The following is a 16,334-nucleotide window of genomic DNA, read 5'->3' on the forward strand; positions in this document are numbered from 1 at the left end:
GTCGCGCAAGTCGGCCAGATAAAGGTCCGTCGGGCTTCAAGCGGACGGATCAGCTCTCAGTGACAACCACTGCGTCGTCATTGGCCTCGGTGGCCAGCTTCGCCCGATCAGCCTTGCTGATGTACTTGGACTTTTTTTGCGGAGCCAGTTTGGCGCTGGCCTTCTTGGCATGAGCCTTCAATAGCTGTTGGATTTTCTTGCGACGATTCATGTGGGGCTACCCGGCTTTTTAAGTGCAGGAATGATATCAGCCGCCACTCGACGGGGCTGGTAACTCTTTGCCGATCCAGCGAATGATCCTCAGCGCCCTTCCTCGGCGATGCCTGTTGCTTCAACCACCGCCCCTTCGGTGGGAGGCGGCAGCTGAACGTCGCACTTAACTCCCGATGGCCATCACGAGCACCCCCAGCAGTAGGCAGGCGCTGGCCACGATGGTCAGTCGCAAACGCATCGGCAGGTACCAGGCCGGTAGGTGCATGACCTGCGAGAGCTGCCGGTCATGCCACCAGTGCGCGAAGAATCCGCCAATCAATAACAGCCCGCCCCATGACAGCGGCAGCAAGGTGGCGACCCAGCCCATCAGCGCAGGGACGATGCTCCAAACAAAGCGTGTGTGACGCTGCTGCGCGTTCATGCCGGGAGCGATCATGGCAAAGCCCCAATGCAGGGCTCCGACAAAACTCAGGATCACCGCCCCGTAACTGACCAGTGCCTGGCACCACAACAGCCGCTGTCCGTGCGCAACCACGGCCAGCAACGCCAGCCCGAGAAACGGCAGCAAGCCGCCATAACCCAGCAGGGCAACGGGCTTGGGTGGCGATACAGAAGACAAAAGGTTCATCTGGATTCCTCTCAATTAGGGCACTGAAAACTGTAGCCGCAAAAGCGCCCTCTGAATGGCCGTCGCGTTGACTCACCGCAACCGGCTGGCCACTGCCGGCCCCTCAGAACTTCGCCTGCATCCCCACCCGCAGCGTGCGCCCCGGCGCCGGCATGAAGCTCTGCGCCAGCGGGTCCAGGTAGTAGCGATCCGTGAGGTTTTGCAGCGACACATTGAGGCTGGCGTCTTGCTTCAACTTGTAATTGAGGAACAGATCGAACAGCGCCACTTCGCGGTAGTTCAGCTGCGGCGTGGTGGCACCGGTCTGCCAGGGCTTGTCGGCGGTGACGGTGGGCCCCGAGGTGTAGGTAATCCGCGTGCCGAGGGTCAGGCTCTGGTCGAAGAAGCGCAGGCCGGTGGTCAGGTTGCCGGCAAAGCGCGGCGGGTTCTGGGTGTTGGTGTAGGACCCCATGAAGCTGCCCGGGGTGCAGTCCGGGGTGTCGGCGGTTTTCCGGTAGGGGTTGCTGGTGGCCCGCAGGGTGGCGGCGAAGGCCGCGTCGCAGGTTTCGGTCTTCAGGTAGTAGGTGGACGACAGGTCGGCAAACACCCGCCCGGCGTCGTAGTGGGTCTGCAGTTCCAGGCCGCGGGTGGTGTAGCTGTCGGTATTGCTGAAGCGCATCAGGCCCCACAGGCCCGGGCTCGGATCGTAGTAGCGGGTGATGTAGTTTTTGATGCTGTTGTTGAAGTAGGCGAGCTTGATCGCCGCCGAATCGTCATCCACGAACAGCCCCTTGTGCAAGGTGCTGGCGCCGATCTCCCAGTTGCTTGAGCGCTCGGGCTTCAGGCCCTTGCCCGGCGTGGTCTGCTGCACACCGTAGCCGGTTTCGAACAGCGAAGGCATGCGAAAGCCCTGGGTGTAGGAGGCATAGACGAAGGTGTCTGGCAGCACTTCTAGATTGATGCCGAAGGCCGGAGCAAAGGCGCCACCGCTGTTGCTGTCCTTGCCCGAATAGTTGTAGCCGGTGACCACCCGGCCTACTTGCGCGTCGCCCACTTCCGTCTCGGTCGCGCCGAATTGGTTATAGGGCGTGCCTTCGAATGGATAGTTGGTGTTGTTGAAAACAATGCCGTTGTTCAAGCGTGGGTCGGTCGCATCGGTGTACAGCCCGTTCTGGTCCGGGAACCACATCAGGTAGCCATAGTCGCCGGGCCTGGAGACGGTCACGTACTTGTGTTCGCGCTCCTCTCTGCGCGCCGTGGCATTGGCCACATGGTCCTTGCTGCGATAGTGGGTGTAACGACCGCCGCCCCACAGCGTCAGGCGCTCCACCGGCTGGTATTCCAGCTTGCCGTTGAAGCTGAACTCCTGCCGCGAGCCTTCGCGCAAGCTGCGGTTGGCGTTGATGTCGTCCTGGGTGGTGACCACGCCTTTCTGCGGACGCAGTTCTTCCAGCTGGAACGAGCCGCCCAGGTCCAGCTTCAAGTCGCCGTAGTCGGTGCTAAAGCGCGAGGTATTGGCCAGACCGCCGCCCGTGCGGCGGTTGGCCTGGCGGGCCCAGGAACGGTCCGTGCGATAGGCCTGGGAAGCCGGTGCCGACCAGGCGCTCAGTTGGCTGGTCTGCGCATCGGTCAGCCACAGGTCGGCAGTCAGGTCCAGCAGCGGGTTGTCCGAGGGCAGGTAGTTGTAGCGCGCGGTGTAGGTGTCGATCTGGGTGTGGCCCAGAGGGTACTGGTAGATGCCACCGGTGCCGAAACGGAAGATGTCCGAGGGCATGATCTCGCCGATGCGCCCATCATAGCGCCGGTAGCCGAGGTCGAAGCTGTGGCCGTCCGCTGGACGCAGGGTGGTCTTGAGCAGCCACGATACGGTCTTCGACGAGGAGTTCAGCACCTCTTCCCCGGCGTTGTAGGTGGTGGCCACGCTGGTCTCTTCATCGCCGTAGCGGTCAAAGGTGCGGTAGCGATCCTGGCCCTTCTTGCCGGCGAAATAGTTGCCCTGGTTGCGCTGGGCGTAGGCTGCCACCACATCGAACAAGTCATGGCTGTAGGCAAACGCGGCACTGCCGGACTCCGCGTCCGAGCCGAACAGCCCGCCACGGCTCTGGTGCGGCTCCGCATACAGGTCCTCGGTCTTCGAATGGGGGTCGCGACGGGCAGGGGCCACGCCGTTGTTCCAGACATCGCCCTTGAGCCGCAGACCGACATTCTGACCGTCCTTGAGGATGTCGCCGACGCCAAGGGTGCGCATCTTGACCGTGCCGCCGATGGCGCTGGAGGTCAGGCTCGGGCCCTTGTCGATGGCGATGTCGCTGATCATGTCCGGGTCGATGTAGCTGCGCTGCTGAGTGCCGGCATAACCGCGATAGACATCCAGCGCCTGTTGCGAACCGTCCACTGTCACCGCCACTCGGCTCTGGCCCTGGATGCCGCGAATGTTCACATCCAGGCCGCCGCCATTGCGGCTGTCGCCGACCTGCACCCCGGGCTGGCCCTTGAGCACGTCGCCCACCGACACCACGCCAAAGCGCTGCATGTCGTCGGCGGAGATGTACACAGACGAACGCGGTGCCCGATACACCTCTTGCTCGTCAGGGTTCTCGCCCTTGACCTTCTGCGTCGGCAGTGAGACCGCCTCCAGGCGCAGGCGCAAGGCATAGCCGCCGTCGGCCTGACGCACGTAGCCCAGGCCGGTGCCCGCCAGCAGCTGGTTCAAGCCCGCTTCGGTAGTGAAATCCCCTTGCAGGCCCTGGCTGGTCTTGCCCGCCGTGAGCAGCGCACTGCCGGCCATGCTGATCCCCGCCTCGGCGCCAAAACGTGACAGCACCTGGTCCAGGGGACCGGCGCCGATGCTGTAGTGACGTTCTCCGGCCGCCAGCACCATCTCGCTGTAGAGCGGTTGCAGGCTGAGCAACAGCAGGCCGAAGGTATGGGTACGCAAGACACGAGCGGGGAAAATCATGCAAGGCTCCTAAGGATCGAAACCCACCTGTGCCGGTGGGTAATACCTGAAGGCCAAGCCAGATCGAAAAAACTATCGCGCAGGTGAAAAAAAACTTTCAGGCCGGCACCACCGTCACCCAATAACGGGTTCTGCGCTCGATGCGCACCGGTAGGGTATTGGCCACCAGGGCCAGGGCGGCATCGGTGTCGTCCAGCTGGAAACTGCCGGTCACCCGCAACGCGGCAACCGCTTCGCTGCAACGTAAAAAACCCGGGCGATAGCGCGAAAGCTCTGCCAGCAACTGATCCAGGCGCATGCGCTCGGCGGGCAGGATGCCGCGCATCCAGGCCTGGGCCAGAAACACATCGATGGAAGTCGGCCGCCCTGCTCCCTGGCCATCGACCCGGGTTTGCCAGCCGGCCTGCAATGACAGCGGGGTCGACGGCTGCCGGGCACTGACCTGCACCAGCCCGCGCAGCACGGTCACCTGAGTGCCCTGGCGATCATGGCGCACCAGCAGATGGGCGCCCTGGCTGTACAACAGCGCATCCGGCGTTTGCAGTTGCAGGGAGGCCGATCCGGCCAGGGTATCCAGGGCCAGTTCGCCCTCGATCAACTGCACGCTGCGTTGCCCCGCACCCAAGTCCAGATTCACCGCACTGGCGGTGTTCAGCCACAGCGAACCGCCGTCAGCCAGGGCCCAACGTCGCCGCTCACCGATACCGGTGCGATAACCGGCCAAGGCTGAACGCACCAGGGTGGAATCCGCCCCCTGCCAGGACACGCCTCCCAGCAGTCCCAGCGCCAACAGGCACTTGAGCACCTGCCGCCGCCGTTGCGGATCGGCGCCCGCCGCCTGCAAGGCCCGGCGCGCCGTGGCATCCGCCAGCAGATGGGCCCCCGGCTGCAACATCAGGGGCAAACCGCTGACCCGCTGCCAGGCGTACTCATGCTCGGCACTGGCCTCGCGCCACTGCTGCAAGGCCTGATGGTCCGCGGCGCTCATCAGCCCGGACTGCATCCGCACCAGCCAATCAATGGCGCTGTCCCGCACCCGGGGATCGACCGCGACGCCACTCATTCAAACAGGCTCGCATAGCAGACGCTGAACGCCTTGCCCATGGCCCGCTGCACCTGGGCCACGGTCAGGCCCAACTGCGCGGCGATCTGCGGGTAGGTCAAGCCATCGAGCTGGGACAGAAAGAAAATCTGCCGCACCCGCGCCGACAAACCCACCAGCAGCGAATCCAGCTGCAGCAGGGTCTCGATCATCAGATGCCGCTCTTCCGGCGAAGGCTCCTCCCCCACCGGCCGTGCCGCCAGCGCCTCCAGGTAAGCCCGCTCGATGGCCTGACGACGCCAGCGATTGATCAACAGACCATTGGCGATGGTGGCCAGAAACGCCATGGGCTGGCGCAGCTCACGCACATCTTCCTGGGACCGCAGCACGCGGATAAAGGTGTCGTGCGCCAAGTCCTCGGCATCGGCGCTGTGCCCCAGGCGCCGATGCAACCAGCCGCGCAGCCAGCCGTGATGATTCGCATACAGCTGAGCGACAGGCGAAGAGAGGCTGTGGTTGTGCATGGGAGATTCGCATTAATGATAATGCTTCTCATTTTATGGTTTGCAAATGGGAGTTGTACAGCACGGCACGTTGCGATTGCCGTAAAGAGCCTGGCCCGACTTCACGGATCAGGCCACTGGGATCAGGTGCCAAGCGTGGATTGCAGCTGCGTTTGAGCGGTGTCCGGCATTTCCCGCAGGCACACGCCATCAAGACTTGCCGCGGCGGATCAGGAGGTCTGTCGATCGATATCGCGGCGAAGGACCACGGCGGTGGTGATGTCCTCGACCGATTCGTGGCTGGCCACGGCATCCCGGACTCGGTTCAGGTCATCAATGGTGCGTGATTCGATCTCGATCACCAGGTCCAGCTGGCCGCTGACCGAGGAGATGCGGCGCACCTGCGAGTGCTGGGCCAGCATGTCCAGCAGGCTGATGGCCGGGGTGCGTTTCAGGCACACCAGAAACATGGCGCGAATCACGTTGGCGTCGATTTCGCCAATATCCGCCCGGTAGCCGCGGATCACACCATTGCGCTCAAGGTTGCTGACGCGCTCGCTGGTGGCGCTTCTGGACAAGCCGATTCTCGCGGCCAGGGCCTTCAGGGCGATCCGCGCCTCTTTAGACAGAATGTCGAGTATTTCCCGATCTTTCACGTCCAGCTCGCGCATTGAAACTCCTCACATTGACTGCCGATTTTGTGTCGGTCGATTCCGACAATATGCAGGCCAAAGCCGACCGCATACCTACTGCCCTCGAAGATTTCGCATGCCAAGCTAACTGAAAAAAATAACCAGGAAAACCATTACCATGACTGACCTTTGCCACCCCGCCCCGCAGTTCTCGCCCCGCGATGCCGAACAATTGGCTGCGCAGCTTTTCAATGTCAGCGCGAGCGCCTCGCCTCTGGACGGCGAGCGAGACTGCAACTTCCGGCTGAACACAGCGACCGATGCGGGATGGATTCTGAAAGTCGTCAACGCCAGCGAACCGCGCATTGAAAGCCAGCTGCAGACCGCCATCCTCAGCCATCTGGCCCATCACAGCCCCGAGCTTGGCGTACCGCAGTTGAAGAAAAGCCTGGCCGGCGATTTACTCGCCTCGGCCGTGGCGCCCTCTGGCGAAACCCACGCGGTGCGCCTGGTGAGCTGGTTGCAAGGAACGCCGCTGGCCGAGGTCCCGCGCACCTTCGAACTCATGCGCAGCCTGGGTCAATCATTCGCCGACATGGACCATGCCCTTCAGGGCTTCATGCATCCCGGCGCGGTCCGCGATCTGGACTGGGACCTGCGGCACGCCGCCCGTTCCCGCGCCCGCCTGCACTTCATCAAGGACCCCGCCAGACGCGCCATTCTGCAGCGCTTCATCGATGATTTCGAAACCAGGGTCGAACCCAAGCTTGCGCGCTTGCGCACACAGGTCATTCACAACGACGGCAATGACTGGAACATCCTCGTCGACCCGCAGAACCACCAGCAGGTCTCGGGCATCATCGATTTCGGCGATGCGGTGCACACGGTGCTGATTGCCGAAGTCGCCATCACCTGCGCCTACGCCATTCTCGACATGCAAGACCCAATAGGCGCGGCCGCCGCCCTCACCGGCGGCTTCCATGAGCGCTACCCGCTGCAGCCGCAAGAGCTGGACGTGCTGTTCAATCTGATCGCCATGCGCCTGGTGATCAGCGTCACCTTGTCGGCCTCGCGCCACCAGCAGACCCAGGACAACCCCTACCTGGCCATCAGCGAAGCCCCGGCCTGGCGCCTGCTGGAAAAGATGGATCGCATGAACCCGCGCCTGGCGACGGCGATCCTGCGCAAAGCCTGCGGTTACGACGCGATAGAAGGTGCCGGGGCCATTCGCCGCTGGGTGGATGAAAACCGCCAGTCCTTCGCGGACATCGTGCATCCCTCGGCGGCGACCCTGAACAAGGCCATTGTGCCGTTCGCCGATGCCGCCCATGAAATGACCATCGCTTCCGCCGCGCAGCGCCCGGCAGAGGCGACCCAGTGGTGGAATGATTTCTCAGCTGAACATCAGGTGCCGCTGGGCATCGGGCCCTGGGGCGAAGCCAGGACCATCTACACCGACAGCGCCTTTGAATCGCGCTTCATTGCAGGAGAGCGTCGGATCATGCACCTGGGTGTCGACTTGATCATGCCGGCCGGAACGCCGCTGTACACACCGCTTGCCGGTGTGGTGCAGAGCGTCGAGGTCGAGCCTGAACCACTGGGCTATGGCGGCTTGATCATGCTCAAGCACTCGCCTGAAGGCTGCCCGCCCTTCCTGACCCTGTGGGGGCACATGGCCCACGAAGCGCTGACACGCCTCAAGCCCGGCGACCACCTGGCCGCTGGCGCGCTGGTGGGCTACATGGGCGCGGACACGGAAAATGGCGGCTGGCTGCCCCATGTGCATTTCCAGATGTCCACCGACACCCAGTTGAAGGCGAGCGAGTTCATCGGCGTCGGTGAGCGCGCCTATCTTGAGGTGTGGGCCGACCTGTTCCCGGATGCTTCGACCCTGGCCGGAATTCCTCCGGAAACCTATAGCCAGGAAGGCAGGAGCAAAGCGCAGATCGTGGCCAAGCGTAAGCAACTGCTGCTGCCCAACTTGTCGATTTCCTACTCGGACCCGATCAAGTTCGTACGCGGTGATGGGGTCTGGTTGATCGACAACTTTGGTCGGGCCTATCTGGACTGCTTCAACAACGTCTGCCACCTCGGCCACTGCCATCCCGATGTGGTGCAAGCCCTTGCGCGTCAGGCTTCACGGCTGAACACCAACACCCGCTACCTGCACGACAACATCGTGGAATACGCCGAGCGGCTCACCGCAACATTGCCCGAGGGCCTGGCGGTCGCCTCCTTTGGCTGTTCCGGCAGCGAGGCCAACAGCCTGATGCTGCGCATGGCGCGCAATCACACCGGGCGCAATGATGCCATCGTGCTGGATTGGGCCTACCACGGCACCACCCAGGAGCTGATTGACCTGAGCCCTTACAAGTACAAGCGCAAGGCCGGCAAGGGCCGTGCAGAGCATGTATTCGAGGCGGCCGTGCCGGACGTTTACCGCGCAGCGGATGACTGGCCATTGGAAGAGCTGGGCAAGCGTTTCGCGCAAAGTGTCGCCGAGCAGATCGACAGCATGCGCCGGCAAGGCCGAGCCCCGGCCTTCTTCTTGGCGGAGTCCATTCCCAGCGTCGCCGGGCAGCTGTTCTTTCCGGAAAACTACCTGCAAGAAGTCTATGCAATGGTGCGGGCCGAGGGCGGTCTGTGCCTGGCCGATGAAGTTCAGGTCGGCTTTGGCCGAGTGGGCAGCCACTGGTGGGCCTTTGAAACCCAGGGCGTGGTGCCTGATGCGGTGTCCATGGGCAAACCCATTGGCAACGGCCATCCCATGTCGGCGGTGGTGACTACCCGCGAGATCGCCGACAGCTTCAACAACGGCATGGAGTACTTCAATACCTTCGCCGGCAGCCCGGTTTCATGTGCCGTGGGCCTCAGCGTTCTCGATGTGATCGAGCGCGACAACCTGAAACTCAACGCACTGACGGTGGGCAATTACCTGCTCGATGGCTTTCGCACACTGCAGCAGCGCTACGATGCCATTGGCGATGTACGCGGGCTGGGGCTGTTCCTCGGGATCGAACTGGTCACCGACCGCCAGAGCAAGGCTCCGGCCACGCAACTGGCGAAAAAGGTCGCCGATGGTGCCCGGGAGCGCGGCGTGCTGATCGGCACCGAAGGCCCCCATGACAACGTGCTGAAAATGCGCCCGTCGATGATTTTCAGTCACAAGAATGCCGACTTCCTGCTGGAGGTGCTGGACGACAGCTTCCAGGCGGCCCTGCGCTAGAGCGCCCGGATCGGCGCACGAGTGACAGCCTGCGTGCCCGGCCGACATAGTGTCGGCCAACTCCGGCAATGTGTCCGGCTGGCGGACACCTTGCCGGGTGCTTTCCAGAACGGCCTATGCAAAGCTTTTCCCGAGGCCTGGGTGAAGAGCCCAAAAACAATAATTAATAATTCTTCAAAGGTGCCATCCAATGCTAACCAGAACGCTCAAGGGTCTGCTTGCTGCATCCACCGTCGCGGCCGCGGCGCTCCTCTGTCCTACAGCCGTTCAGGCTGATGATTTGCAGTCGATCCAGGACTCCAAAGAGATTCGCATTGCCATGAGCGGGCAATATTCGCCCTTCAGCTTTGCCAACGAGCAGAACCAGATTGTCGGCTTCGACGCCTCCATCAGCGAAGCCCTGGCCCAGCGGCTCGGGGTGAAAGTCAGCATTGTCACCACGCCCTTCGACGGGATCATTGCCGGGCTCCTGGCGAAAAAATATGACGCCATCATCGCCTCCATGACCATTACCCCGGAGCGCCAGAAGGCCGTGGATTTCGTCGGCCCCTACTACCACGCCGGCCGCACCATCGTGGTGAAGGAAGACTCGCCGATCCACAGCCTGGATGACCTGAAGGAGGTGAAGGTCGGCGTCACCCTGGGCGATGCCCACGACAAATGGGCCAGGACGCGCGGCAACCTGAAGGTCAAGACCTACAAAGGCCTTCCCGAGATGCTGGTCGACCTGGACGCCGGGCGCCTCGATGCGCTGGTGATGGACAGCGTTCCGGTGCTGGTGGCCGTCAAGGAAACCGGGCAGAAGGTGCGCATCATCACCCCACCCGACAGTGACGGTGGGGTTGAAGGCATGGGCATTGCCCTGCGCAAGAACAACCCAGAGCTCAAGGCCGCGATGCAGCAGGCGCTGAACGACATGCTCGCCGATGGCAGCTACGAAAAGATCTCGATGCAGTGGATTGGCAAGGACATTCGCTGACTCATCTGCAGCCTGGCTCGACCTGGGGTCGGGCCAGTCACTCCGACCTTTTCGAGCCTGCCCATGGATCTGACACTTATACAGCGCACCCTGCCGTTTTTTCTGGAGGCGGCCTGGGTCACGGTGCACGTTTCGCTGCTGGCACTGCTGCTGGGTTTGCTGGTTGCCGTCGTGCTGGTGGCGGCGCGGCTGTCCGGCTTTTTTCTGCTTCGCTGCCTGGCCAGGGTCTACATCAGCGTTTTTCGCGGCACACCCTGTCTGGTCCAACTGTTTCTCATCTACTTTGGCGGCCCGCAAATCGGCCTTGAGCTGGAGCCGTTCTCCGCAGGTGTCATCGGCCTGGGCCTGAACATTGCGGCCTACATGGCCGAATCCATTCGCGGCGCGATCAGCAACATCGATCCCGGTCAGGTCGAAGCCGCCCGCTCAATCGGTTTCGGCAAGGGCCAGACCCTGTGGCTGATCACCCTCCCGCAAACCGCCAAGTTGATGATCAGGCCACTGGGGGTCAATGCGGTCGCGCTGATCAAAGGCTCGGCCCTGGTGTCGACCATCTCCGTGGTGGAACTCTCCTACACGGCGCAGCGTTTTATCAGTTCCACCTACAAGCCATTCGAGATCTTCATGGTGTCGGCCATTTTGTACATCGCCATGGTCTACACGGTCAGGCTGATGGTGGACCACCTCGATAAACGCTTCGCGGCCAAGTGAGACACCTCCATGCCAAGCCTTGACCTGAGTATCGTGTCCCCCTATTCCGAGCTGCTGGCCACCGGGCTCTGGTGGACCATCGTCTTGTTCCTCTGCTCCAGTGTGCTGAGCCTGATCGCTGGAATAGCCTTTGCCCTGATCGTGCTCTACACCCCGAAACTGGTCTCCCTGCCCATACGTTTCCTGACCTGGCTGCTGATGGGCACGCCCCTGCTGCTGCAGCTGTACCTGATCTATTACGGCCTGGTGCAAGTGGGGATCGATATCCCGGCGCTGATGGCCGGCATCATCGGCCTGAGCCTGCATTTTGCGGTCTACAACGCCGACGTGATTCGTGCCGGGGTCCTGTCGGTCGACCCCGGGCAGATTGAAGGTGCGCGCTCCATTGGCCTGAGCCGCAGTCAGGCCCAGCGCTACGTGATTGTGCCGCAGGCACTGCGCAGCACCCTGGCGCCGCTGGGCAACAACCTGATTGTGCTGCTCAAGGACACCTCCCTGGTGTCGATCATCGGCATTGCCGAGCTGGTCTACAGCGCCCAGCGCGCCGTGAGCGAAACCTACAGCCCGTTCGAATTCTATCTGGCCGTCGCGGTGATTTATTACGCGGTCAATCTTGTTCTGGAAGCCGGCCTGCACCTGCTTGAAACCAAGGTAGAGATGTCACGATGACCACAGAAAAGTTCATGGTTGAAGTCAAGGGTGCGCGCAAGGCGTATGGCGCACTTGAAGTGCTCAAAGGCATCGATCTGTCTGTCGCGCGCGGACAGATCATCGCCATCATCGGCCCCAGTGGTTCGGGCAAAAGCACCCTGCTGCGCTCCATCAATCACTTGGAAGTGCTGAACGAAGGAGAGATCTGGCTGGAAGGCGAGCACGTCAACCGGCCGTTGAAAGGTCGCGCATTCGAACAGCACATCAACAGCGTGCGCCAGCAGATGGGCATGGTGTTCCAGCACTTCAATCTGTTCCCGCACCTGACCGTGCACGAAAACATCGCCCTCGGGCCGATCAAGCTCAAAGGGCTGAACAAAGCCGCCGCTGGCGAGCTGGCCATGGAGTACCTGTCGAAAGTCGGCCTGGCCAACAAGTTCGACGAGTACCCTTCTCGCCTGTCCGGCGGACAGAAACAGCGCGTGGCCATTGCCAGGGCCCTGGCGATGCGTCCCAAAGTCATGCTGTTCGATGAAGCCACCTCGGCCCTGGACCCGGAGCTGGTGGAAGAGGTCAACCAGGTGATGAAACAACTGGCCGCCGAGCACATGACCATGTTGATCGTCACCCATGAAATGCGCTTTGCCGGTGAAGTGGCGGACCGGATCGTCTTCATGGACGGTGGCGTGGTGGTCGAGGAAGGCGCGCCGCAAGAGATCCTGCAAAACCCGACTCACGAACGCACCCGGTCGTTCTTGAAAAAGCACCTGCACGCCTAGAGCAATGGCGCCCGCGCTGGCCGAAGGTGCTGTTGCGCCAGGGGGCATAGGTGCCTTCATGGACGCAGCTGCGACACCCGACTCGCCACCGCTCATCGCTCAAGGTGTCGGAAAAGCTCATCTGGCTCATGGGGGGCGCGAATCTGAAAGTCAGGCGTATTTCAGCAATTCTGCAAACTTGTTCGGAGAATCCCTAGACCTGCTTCGGCATCGTCTTACTTACATCCTCCCTTCCCCTTTCTAGGATAACCCAGCCTCAACGGTGCACAGATACCGGAGCAGCTTGTGTGCTCCATTGAGTACCTTCAGGGATCTAAATTTCAACCTAGGAGTATCAAATGAAAGTTCGTTTGTTGGCTGGTGCAATCATGACCGTCACCTTGGCAGCAACTTCGGCTATAACCTTTGCCAAAGATCAAGGCCACGGTGTGATTACCTTTAAGGGCGCTATTATCGACGCACCATGCTCCATTGCTCAGGAGTCGCAATACCAGACCGTAGATCTGGATCAGGTTTCCAACGTCGCCCTGAAGAACGGCGGTAAATCAAGTCCGAAGACCTTCAAGATCGAACTGCGCGGCTGTGAACTGGGTGCTCTGAAATCGGCCACTGCGACCTTCACTGGCTCGCCTTCGTCCAACCCTGACCTGCTTGCAATTAAAGGCACCGCACAGGGCGCAAGCCTGGCAATCGCAGACCACACCGGCGCGCTGCTCAAGCTGGGCAACGCTTCGCCTGCACAAACACTGAGTAATGGCGACACCTTCTTACAGTTCAGCGCCTATCTGCAGGGCGACATGGTTACCCCAGAGGGCGGCGGCGCAGCAGCGCCTGCCGAAATCGTACCAGGCAACTTCGAAACCTTCGCCAACTTCACCCTCGCTTATCAGTAACGTATTGCGTCACTGAAGTGCCCCTCAGTACGCGCTGGCTGCGTACTGCGGGGGAGCTTGCGGAGGTTTTGATGATTCGCTCTACCGCACTGCTACTAGTTTCCCTCTGCCCAGTGGGCGTGCCCATCTGTGCTGCCGGTGCACTCAAAAGGCGTGTACAACTGGCCGGGAGCACCGTCGACAGCGCCTGTACCACCGTTTGGGTAATAACAATCAGACGGTTGCGTTCACCCCTTGGCACTTAATGGATTAGTCAGCGGCAATACGTCATCCCAACAATAACTGAACATCTATATCAACAATTGCATTACGTCGACCACAAAGAACAACACCGCCCCCTCCCAGCGTTTCTAACTGAAGTTCGAAAGTCAGCCTGATGGTAAACATTTCGGCATTCAGGGCGGCGCAAAAGGCATCGCATTGCAGATTAAAGATGAACAAGGGCAGTTGATTTCGCCCGGCATGTTACTTGAGCGCAGCACACTGTCCACAGACAGTTAGATGCTCAACTACTCACTGACGCTCGTGGGGAGCGGACATGCGCTGGAAGCGGGCAGCTATCACGCCACGATCAAGCTGAGTATTCAGCACTTCTGAACTGCATCACCCGGTGTGCAGTTTCGCTCAAGGATTAAGTCACGTGGATCACCGTAAGGTACTGGCTACCACGGCGCTATGTTGTGTCGCGACGTTGGTAAGTGCAGCCGAAGAAATCCAATTCAACACCGATGTACTAGACCTCAAGGATCGCGAAAACCTTGATCTTGGGGTGTTTGCTTCGGCCAACTTCATCATGCCCGGCCAGTACAGCCTGATGGTCCACGTGAACCGCAATACGCTGACGGAGTTTGCCGTCAACTATTTCCCGGCCCAGGACGATCCGAAAAGCAGCGTTGCCTGTCTTTCGCCAGCATTGGTCAATGAACTGGGTCTGAAAGAAAAAGCCATCAAGCAGTTGGTCTGGTGGCACGATGGAGCCTGCCTGGACCTGACCAGCGTTCCCGGCATGCAGGTACGTGGCAACCTGGGCAATTCGGCGCTGTACGTGAGCATCCCCCAGGACCAGCTGGAATACAGCTCACCCAACTGGGACCCGCCCTCGCGCTGGGACGACGGCATTTCCGGGGTGTTGTTCGACTACAACTTCAACGCCCAGACCACCGAGCGCAAACGCGGTAAAGGCCGCAGCGACTCCCTCAGCGGCAACGGCACCACGGGGATCAACCTAGGCGCATGGCGCCTGCGCGGTGACTGGCAGACCCAGGTGCAACGCAGTGACGACCAGCCATCAAACAACGAGTTCGCCTGGAGCCGTTTTTATGCGCAACGCGCCGTGCCTTCGCTACGTTCGAACCTGATCGTCGGTGAAGACTATCTGGACTCCAGCGTGTTCGGCAGCTTCCGATACACCGGCGCCAACCTGAGCAGCAACGACAACATGTTACCTCCCAACCTCAGGGGGTATGCCCCGGAAATCACTGGTGTGGCGCGGACCAACGCGCGCGTGGTGATTCGCCAACAAGGCCGGGTGCTCTACGACACACAGGTGCCACCTGGGGCTTTTCGTATCCAGGACCTCAACGATGCAGTCTCCGGCCAGCTTGACGTGCGCGTCGAGGAACAGGACGGCAGCGTCCAGGAGTTCCAATTGGACACCGCCAGCATCCCCTACCTGACCCGTCCCGGTACCGTTCGCTACAAGCTGGCCGCCGGCAAACCCTCCGACTGGGAGCACCAGATGGATGGGCCGGCGTTCGCCACCGGTGAGTTTTCCTGGGGGGTGAGCAACGGCTGGTCGCTGTATGGCGGGAGCCTCGGCGCCGAGGACTACGGTTCGCTGGCCGTGGGCGTGGGCCGCGACCTGATGGCCTTCGGTGCGCTGTCGTTCGACGTCACCCAGTCGCGCGCGACGCTGCAGGACGACACGCTTAGCGGCAAATCCTACCGTGCCAGCTATTCCAAACGCTTCGATGAGTACGACAGCCAGGTCACCTTCGCAGGCTACCGGTTCTCCGAGCAGAACTACCTGAGCATGAGCGAATTCATCGAGGCCCGGCGTGACAGCCGGTCGTTTAACCAGAGTAAAGAGTTGTATACCGCGACCTTGAGCAAGCAGTTTCGAGATTCCGCGCTCAGCCTGTACTTCAACTACAACCACCAGACGTACTGGAACAGCCGGGCGAGCGACCGCTACAGCCTGTCGTTGTCACGCTACTTCAATGTCGGCAGCCTGAAAAACCTCAGCCTGTCGCTGACCGCTTACCAGAACAAGGGCAACGGCACCGCCGATGACGGTGCCTACCTGTCGGTCAACATTCCCTGGGACAGTACCGGCTCGATCAGCTACAGCTCGTCGGTCAACCGCGGCGACACCTCCCATAGCCTGAGCTATTACGACCGGATCGATGAGCGCAACCACTACATGATCAGCGTCGGACAGGCTTCAAGCGGTCAAACCGCCAGCGGCTACCTGTCCCATGACGGCGACCAGGCAGAGGTTGTGGCCAGGGCCAGCTACCAGGCCGACGAGTACACCTCGGCCGGGTTGTCCCTGCAAGGCGGTGCGACGATTACCGGCCACGGCGCAGCGCTGCACCGCAGCAACATCATGGGCGGCACCCGGCTGCTGATCGATACCCAAGGCGTTGCCGACGTGCCGGTGCGCGGAAACGGCGCAGTCACACGTACCAACCGTTTCGGCAAGGCCGTAGTGACCGACATCAACAGCTACTACCGCAACCAGGCCAACATCGTGTTGGACAGCCTGGCCGAGGATGTCGAAGCCACTCAGTCCGTCACCCAGGCGACCCTGACTGAAGGGGCGATCGGTTACCGCCGCTTTGATCTGATCGCCGGCCACAAGGCCATGGTCGTGATTCGCATGACCAACCACCGCGTGCCGCCCTTCGGCGCCTCGGTACAGAACAGCCGCGGCCAGGAAACCGGCATCGTCGGCGAGGATGGTTCGACCTACCTGAGCGGTATGAAACCGGGCGAGCTCATGTCTCTGCATTGGGATGGCAGCGCGCGCTGCCACTTCACCCTACCCGAACAGGTGGTTTCGCCCGACCGACAACTGGAGCTGCTGTGCCTGCCGACCAGCGACCCAGATAACGCCACTGCTTGATTCACTACACCA

The 16,334-nt window shown here is 61.4% G+C and carries 13 protein-coding genes; 7 read left to right on the plus strand and 6 right to left on the minus strand.

The genetic code is table 11. From position 1 onward, the window contains the following. Positions 1 to 49: 49 nt before the first annotated feature. The 6 genes from PQT43_RS25060 to PQT43_RS25085 all read right to left on the minus strand — a co-directional run bounded on the left by PQT43_RS25060 (position 50) and on the right by PQT43_RS25085 (position 5,995). Complete coding sequence (locus PQT43_RS25060; RefSeq protein ID WP_102864230.1) at positions 50 to 211, minus strand: DUF2986 domain-containing protein; 162 nt, start codon at positions 209 to 211, stop codon at positions 50 to 52. A gap of 165 nt (positions 212 to 376) precedes the next feature. After that, the gene (locus PQT43_RS25065; RefSeq protein WP_047303602.1) at positions 377 to 841 is read right to left on the minus strand and encodes a DUF3429 domain-containing protein; all 465 of its coding nucleotides are present in this window, start codon (positions 839 to 841) and stop codon (positions 377 to 379) included. A gap of 103 nt (positions 842 to 944) precedes the next feature. After that, entirely contained in the window at positions 945 to 3,779 is a 2,835-nt protein-coding gene (locus PQT43_RS25070) for a TonB-dependent receptor (RefSeq protein ID WP_272754885.1), read from the minus strand. A gap of 97 nt (positions 3,780 to 3,876) precedes the next feature. After that, positions 3,877 to 4,842 carry a FecR domain-containing protein gene (locus tag PQT43_RS25075; protein WP_272754886.1) on the minus strand — a complete coding sequence of 322 codons (966 nt, stop codon included), beginning with the start codon at positions 4,840 to 4,842 and terminating at the stop codon, positions 3,877 to 3,879. Next, entirely contained in the window at positions 4,839 to 5,345 is a 507-nt protein-coding gene (locus PQT43_RS25080) for a sigma-70 family RNA polymerase sigma factor (RefSeq protein WP_102879942.1), read from the minus strand. The genes PQT43_RS25075 and PQT43_RS25080 overlap by 4 nt, the downstream gene beginning before the upstream one ends. A gap of 209 nt (positions 5,346 to 5,554) precedes the next feature. After that, on the minus strand, positions 5,555 to 5,995 hold the full coding sequence (locus PQT43_RS25085; RefSeq protein WP_102879943.1) for an Lrp/AsnC family transcriptional regulator: 441 nt from the start codon (positions 5,993 to 5,995) through the stop codon (positions 5,555 to 5,557). 139 nt (positions 5,996 to 6,134) lie between these two features. Between PQT43_RS25085 and PQT43_RS25090 the strand changes: the two genes are divergently transcribed. The 7 genes from PQT43_RS25090 to PQT43_RS25120 all read left to right on the plus strand — a co-directional run bounded on the left by PQT43_RS25090 (position 6,135) and on the right by PQT43_RS25120 (position 16,322). After that, positions 6,135 to 9,182 (plus strand): aminotransferase class III-fold pyridoxal phosphate-dependent enzyme, encoded by a 3,048-nt coding sequence (locus PQT43_RS25090; protein WP_272754888.1) that lies wholly within the window; start codon positions 6,135 to 6,137, stop codon positions 9,180 to 9,182. Between the two features lie 190 nt (positions 9,183 to 9,372). Continuing rightward, positions 9,373 to 10,161, plus strand: a complete 789-nt coding sequence (locus PQT43_RS25095) for an ABC transporter substrate-binding protein (protein ID WP_102879945.1) — start codon at positions 9,373 to 9,375, stop codon at positions 10,159 to 10,161. Between the two features lie 63 nt (positions 10,162 to 10,224). Next, entirely contained in the window at positions 10,225 to 10,872 is a 648-nt protein-coding gene (locus PQT43_RS25100) for an amino acid ABC transporter permease (protein ID WP_102879946.1), read from the plus strand. A 9-nt stretch (positions 10,873 to 10,881) separates the two neighbouring features. Further along, complete coding sequence (locus PQT43_RS25105) at positions 10,882 to 11,541, plus strand: amino acid ABC transporter permease (protein ID WP_253085566.1); 660 nt, start codon at positions 10,882 to 10,884, stop codon at positions 11,539 to 11,541. Continuing rightward, entirely contained in the window at positions 11,538 to 12,302 is a 765-nt protein-coding gene (locus PQT43_RS25110) for an amino acid ABC transporter ATP-binding protein (RefSeq protein WP_110652979.1), read from the plus strand. The genes PQT43_RS25105 and PQT43_RS25110 overlap by 4 nt, the downstream gene beginning before the upstream one ends. A gap of 338 nt (positions 12,303 to 12,640) precedes the next feature. After that, a complete protein-coding gene (locus tag PQT43_RS25115) occupies positions 12,641 to 13,195 on the plus strand; it encodes a fimbrial protein (RefSeq protein ID WP_102879949.1) in 555 nt (184 codons plus the stop codon). A gap of 640 nt (positions 13,196 to 13,835) precedes the next feature. After that, a complete protein-coding gene (locus PQT43_RS25120; RefSeq protein WP_102879950.1) occupies positions 13,836 to 16,322 on the plus strand; it encodes an outer membrane usher protein in 2,487 nt (828 codons plus the stop codon). Positions 16,323 to 16,334 lie beyond the last annotated feature (12 nt).

It is taken from the genome of Pseudomonas sp. BLCC-B112, from assembly GCF_028550695.1.
Classification (GTDB): Bacteria; Pseudomonadota; Gammaproteobacteria; order Pseudomonadales; family Pseudomonadaceae; genus Aquipseudomonas; species Aquipseudomonas danubii.

What these genes read in the sequence shown, in the direction of transcription:
- PQT43_RS25060 (WP_102864230.1), bottom strand. Translation starts at nt 211, where the DNA reads ATGAATCGTCGCAAGAAAATCCAACAGCTATTGAAGGCTCATGCCAAG.
- PQT43_RS25065 (WP_047303602.1), bottom strand. Translation starts at nt 841, where the DNA reads ATGAACCTTTTGTCTTCTGTATCGCCACCCAAGCCCGTTGCCCTGCTG.
- PQT43_RS25070 (WP_272754885.1), bottom strand. Translation starts at nt 3,779, where the DNA reads ATGATTTTCCCCGCTCGTGTCTTGCGTACCCATACCTTCGGCCTGCTG.
- PQT43_RS25075 (WP_272754886.1), bottom strand. Translation starts at nt 4,842, where the DNA reads ATGAGTGGCGTCGCGGTCGATCCCCGGGTGCGGGACAGCGCCATTGAT.
- PQT43_RS25080 (WP_102879942.1), bottom strand. Translation starts at nt 5,345, where the DNA reads ATGCACAACCACAGCCTCTCTTCGCCTGTCGCTCAGCTGTATGCGAAT.
- PQT43_RS25085 (WP_102879943.1), bottom strand. Translation starts at nt 5,995, where the DNA reads ATGCGCGAGCTGGACGTGAAAGATCGGGAAATACTCGACATTCTGTCT.
- PQT43_RS25090 (WP_272754888.1), top strand. Translation starts at nt 6,135, where the DNA reads ATGACTGACCTTTGCCACCCCGCCCCGCAGTTCTCGCCCCGCGATGCC.
- PQT43_RS25095 (WP_102879945.1), top strand. Translation starts at nt 9,373, where the DNA reads ATGCTAACCAGAACGCTCAAGGGTCTGCTTGCTGCATCCACCGTCGCG.
- PQT43_RS25100 (WP_102879946.1), top strand. Translation starts at nt 10,225, where the DNA reads ATGGATCTGACACTTATACAGCGCACCCTGCCGTTTTTTCTGGAGGCG.
- PQT43_RS25105 (WP_253085566.1), top strand. Translation starts at nt 10,882, where the DNA reads ATGCCAAGCCTTGACCTGAGTATCGTGTCCCCCTATTCCGAGCTGCTG.
- PQT43_RS25110 (WP_110652979.1), top strand. Translation starts at nt 11,538, where the DNA reads ATGACCACAGAAAAGTTCATGGTTGAAGTCAAGGGTGCGCGCAAGGCG.
- PQT43_RS25115 (WP_102879949.1), top strand. Translation starts at nt 12,641, where the DNA reads ATGAAAGTTCGTTTGTTGGCTGGTGCAATCATGACCGTCACCTTGGCA.